The sequence below is a fragment of the Vibrio sp. V39_P1S14PM300 genome (genome assembly GCF_009904765.1).
Classification (GTDB): Bacteria; Pseudomonadota; Gammaproteobacteria; order Enterobacterales; family Vibrionaceae; genus Vibrio; species Vibrio proteolyticus.
On sequence record NZ_WXWP01000132.1, the window covers coordinates 1 to 4,080 of the forward strand.

Here is a 4,080-nt window from a genome sequence, read left to right on the forward strand (position 1 = left end):
ATTCAGACCTGATCTGACCGTATGATTAATCTTGTACAATATAGCTTTTTACCATATTGGTAACTTTTTCTAGTGCTTCTTTACGCTCTTCAAGGTAGTCATATCTATTATAGATACCCTCTACACCTTTCAACTTATGGTTTAAACAGCGCTCCGCGATATGGCTAGGAACTTTTACTGAAGCGAGTAGGCTACGGCATGTGCGGCGTAGATCGTGAACCGCAAAGTGTTTGATATCGCCCATTTTATTTGGTGGTTGTACCTTACGACCGGGCTCTCGACCAAATAGCTTTGAAATAGCCCTGTTCAGTGTGTCTTTGCCCATGTGAGGTACTTTGCTTTCCCTTCTGTTTGGGAAGACGTACTCCGAACGACAAGCTCGCATATTCAGTTCTTTAAACCACTCTACGCACAGCTCCGGAAGCGGAATAGTGAGACCTGTCCCAGATTTGCTCCGCTCCGCTGGTAGGTGCCATAAAGCATTATCTAGATCGAACTCATCCCATTTTGCTTCTGCTAGCTCTGATTTACGAACTCCAAGACAAAGAAGCAGTGCACAAGCTAGGTAGTTGTCTCGATTGAAGCTATAAATGTTTTGGTTGAAGACGGAAAAAACACGTTTAATCTCTTCCAGCTCTAAGACCCGATCTCTACTTTCTTCAATGCCACCAGCATCATAGTTAGAAAATGCTAGTGCAGGGTTAGACTCAATAACACCAATTTTCATACCGTGTTTAAAAAGCTGCTTACAATACATTAGCGTGTCGTTAGCTGTGGTTGGACGGCCACTGTCAGCGACTATTTGGATGATGTTACGGATATCTAAAGGTGTGACACGTTTCAACGTGTATTGACCAATTTGTGGAGAGATCTCTTTCTGGTAGATACGCTTAGGTATATTGGGGTGCTTGAGCCTTTTGGACAAATCCTTGTACCAGTCTTCGAAGAGATCATCGATTATTTGTATATCAGCTTGTTTACTCCGCTTTCTTTCTGCAATTGGGTTAATCCCTTCGCTTATTTGCTTTCGAAGCTTAGCAGCTTTCAACCTTGCATCGGCAAGAGAAAGTTCATCGACCTTGCCAATTGTCACCTCCTTTCTTTTCTTAAAAAGGGTGTACCTTAGCATCCAGTACGGTCGACCTACTCTAGGAATCATTAGATAGAAACCATCACCATCGGCATGACGACCTGTTTTTTGGTCTTTTACTATCGACTTAACTTGGTTGACGGTGAGATTACCCATCTCTATCTCCTTGAATTTATAGCTCTAATCGAAGTTATCATTACATTACCCTCCAGAGGTGGGGAGTATGTTGTGATATTTATACTACGGCGGGGAGTAAATAGCAAAATACTACCCACATTACTCCCCGTTTGTTAGTGGCTGTTGATGAATTTTATGGATGTGTATGGATGGTGAAAATAAAAAATCCCTTATAAGTAAGGGATTTGTGGAAGTGTGTGGAGTAGAGGGGAATCTATTCTATATTTTGGATCTGCTCACGCATCTGCTCGATCAGCACTTTCAGTTCTACGCCGGAGGCGGTGATGTCGGTGCTGATTGATTTCGAGGCCAGTGTGTTCGACTCGCGGTTGAATTCCTGCATCATGAAGTCGAGACGACGACCACAGGCGCCTCCTTTTTTCAGAATGTTGTTGGCTTCTTTCACGTGTGAATCGAGGCGATCCAGCTCTTCCGCTACGTCGGATTTCTGAGCCAAAAGGATCAGCTCTTGTTCGACACGGGAGGGTTCCAACTCGACTTTGGCTTCTTCGAATTTATTCACCAGACGCTCACGTTGCCATTCGAGGATTTCCGGCATGCGCGCACGTACTTTCACCACCTCTTCACTGATGGCGCTCAGACGCTGCTCGATCAGAGCCTTCATGTTGTCGCCTTCACGGCCACGGGCTTCGATAAAATCACTCAGCGCATCGTCGAAAGCCGACAGCAGATCTTTATTGATGGCATCCATGTCTTGCTCCGGAGTCTCCATCACACCAGGCCATTGCATGACTTGGAAGGGATTGATGCGGCTCAGCTCGCCGGTCATGTGCATCACCTGATTGGCGGCTTTGATGACCTGATTGGCCAGCGCTTCGTTGATCGACAGTTCGGCACTGGCCGCCGGATTGGCTTCAAAACGCAGGCTGCACTCGACTTTACCGCGTGCCAGGCGTTTGCGGAAACGATCACGCAGCAGCGGCTCCAGACCACGGAACTGCTCAGGCAGGCGGAAGTAGGTTTCCAGATAACGTTGGTTGACGCTGCGGATTTCCCACACCGCGCTGCCCCATTCTGCCTTGACTTCTTTGCGCGCGTACGCGGTCATGCTGTAAATCATCGATTTGTCCTTCGCTTAGCAATTCGGAATATCAAACTGTCGGTATAGTAGCATAGAAATGCAGCGCGTGGACGGGGTCAAACTCACCCTAGGCACCCGGCACGGATTCCTATATAATCTTCGCCCAACCCAATTTGTCTCCCCATTAATAATTACAGGTAACAGCCCATGCGTCCAGACGATCGCAAGGCGGATCAAGTTCGCCCAATCAAAATTACCCGCCATTACACCGCGTATGCGGAAGGCTCTGTACTGGTCGAATTTGGCAACACCAAAGTGCTGTGTAATGCCTCAGTGGAAGAGAATGTACCGCGCTGGCTGAAAGGTCAGGGCAAAGGGTGGGTGACCGCGGAATACGGTATGCTGCCACGTGCGACTCACTCGCGTACTCGTCGCGAAGCGGCGAACGGTAAGCAAGGCGGCCGTACCATGGAAATTCAGCGTCTGATCGCCCGCAGCCTGCGTGCTGTGGTGGATCTGGAAGCGATGGGCGAAATCATGATCACGGTTGACTGTGATGTGATTCAGGCCGACGGCGGGACGCGCACGGCGTCGATTTCCGGGGCAAGTGTGGCGATGGCCGATGCGTTTCAGACACTGATCGACAGTGGCAAACTGAAAAAGAACCCGATGAAAGGTCACGTGGCGGCGGTTTCCGTCGGCATTCTGGGTGAAGACGTGCTGTGCGATCTGGAATACGTGGAAGATTCAGCGGCCGATACCGACATGAATGTGGTGATGACCGAAGAAGGCAAGATGATCGAGATCCAGGGCACCGCCGAAGGCGAACCGTTCAGCCATGAACAGTTACTGGCGTTGCTGGAGAGTGCCAAGACCGGCATCAGCGAGATCGTCGCCGCGCAGAAGGCGGCCTTAGCCAATTAGTTTTTTAAGTAGCTCCCGAATGGGGGCTATTTTTTTGCCTCGGATCTGGTACTTATGTTGTGCCAGTCGATATCGCGAGTTTTGTTAACCCGTCCGGTCAGACACCGGACACAGGAAAATGAGAGAGTATAATGAAAGCATATCAGCGTGAGTTTATTGAGTTTGCCTTAGAGAAAGAAGTGCTTAAGTTTGGCGAGTTTACTCTGAAATCCGGTCGTAAGAGCCCTTACTTCTTTAACGCTGGTCTGTTTAACACTGGCCGCGATCTGGCGCGTCTGGGCCGTTTCTACGCGGTGGCGCTGGCCGATTCTGGTATCGCTTTTGATGTGCTGTTTGGTCCGGCGTACAAGGGGATCCCGATTGCCACCACCACGGCCGTGGCACTGGCCGATCACCATGATGTGGATACGCCCTATTGCTTTAACCGCAAAGAAGCCAAAGATCATGGTGAAGGGGGCAATCTGGTCGGCAGCGCACTGGAAGGTCGAATTATGCTGGTGGACGATGTGATCACCGCGGGCACCGCGATTCGTGAATCGATGGAAATCATTCAAGCCAACGGGGCGGATTTGGCCGGTGTGCTGGTTGCCATCGACCGTCAGGAAAAAGGCAAAGGCGAGTTGTCGGCGATTCAGGAAGTGGAGCGCGATTTTGGTTGCGCTGTGATTTCGATTGTCAGCCTGAGCGATCTGATCCGCTACCTGGAAGAGCGCGGCGACAGCGACGACCACTTGGCGGCGGTAAAAGCGTATCGCGCTGAATACGGCATTTAAGCTACGCAGTGGTCTGTGACACAAAAAAGCTGAGGTTGCTGCCCCAGCTTTTTGTTGGTTCATTAATCCTTCTA

General features: G+C 49.8%; 4 protein-coding genes. 2 read left to right on the plus strand and 2 right to left on the minus strand.

Annotated features, from left to right (window positions below; translation table 11 throughout):
* Nucleotides 1–25: 25 nt before the first annotated feature.
* Nucleotides 26–1,246, minus strand: coding sequence for a tyrosine-type recombinase/integrase (locus CAG65_RS06360; RefSeq protein WP_161452904.1), 1,221 nt, complete (start codon nt 1,244–1,246; stop codon nt 26–28).
* 235 nt (nt 1,247–1,481) lie between these two features.
* Nucleotides 1,482–2,348 (minus strand): YicC/YloC family endoribonuclease, encoded by an 867-nt coding sequence (locus tag CAG65_RS06365; protein ID WP_161452906.1) that lies wholly within the window; start codon nt 2,346–2,348, stop codon nt 1,482–1,484.
* A gap of 168 nt (nt 2,349–2,516) precedes the next feature.
* Between CAG65_RS06365 and rph the strand changes: the two genes are divergently transcribed.
* Entirely contained in the window at nt 2,517–3,233 is a 717-nt protein-coding gene (gene rph / locus CAG65_RS06370; RefSeq protein ID WP_021704604.1) for a ribonuclease PH, read from the plus strand.
* A 131-nt stretch (nt 3,234–3,364) separates the two neighbouring features.
* A complete protein-coding gene (gene pyrE, locus CAG65_RS06375; protein WP_161452908.1) occupies nt 3,365–4,006 on the plus strand; it encodes an orotate phosphoribosyltransferase in 642 nt (213 codons plus the stop codon).
* Nucleotides 4,007–4,080: the final 74 nt, after the last annotated feature.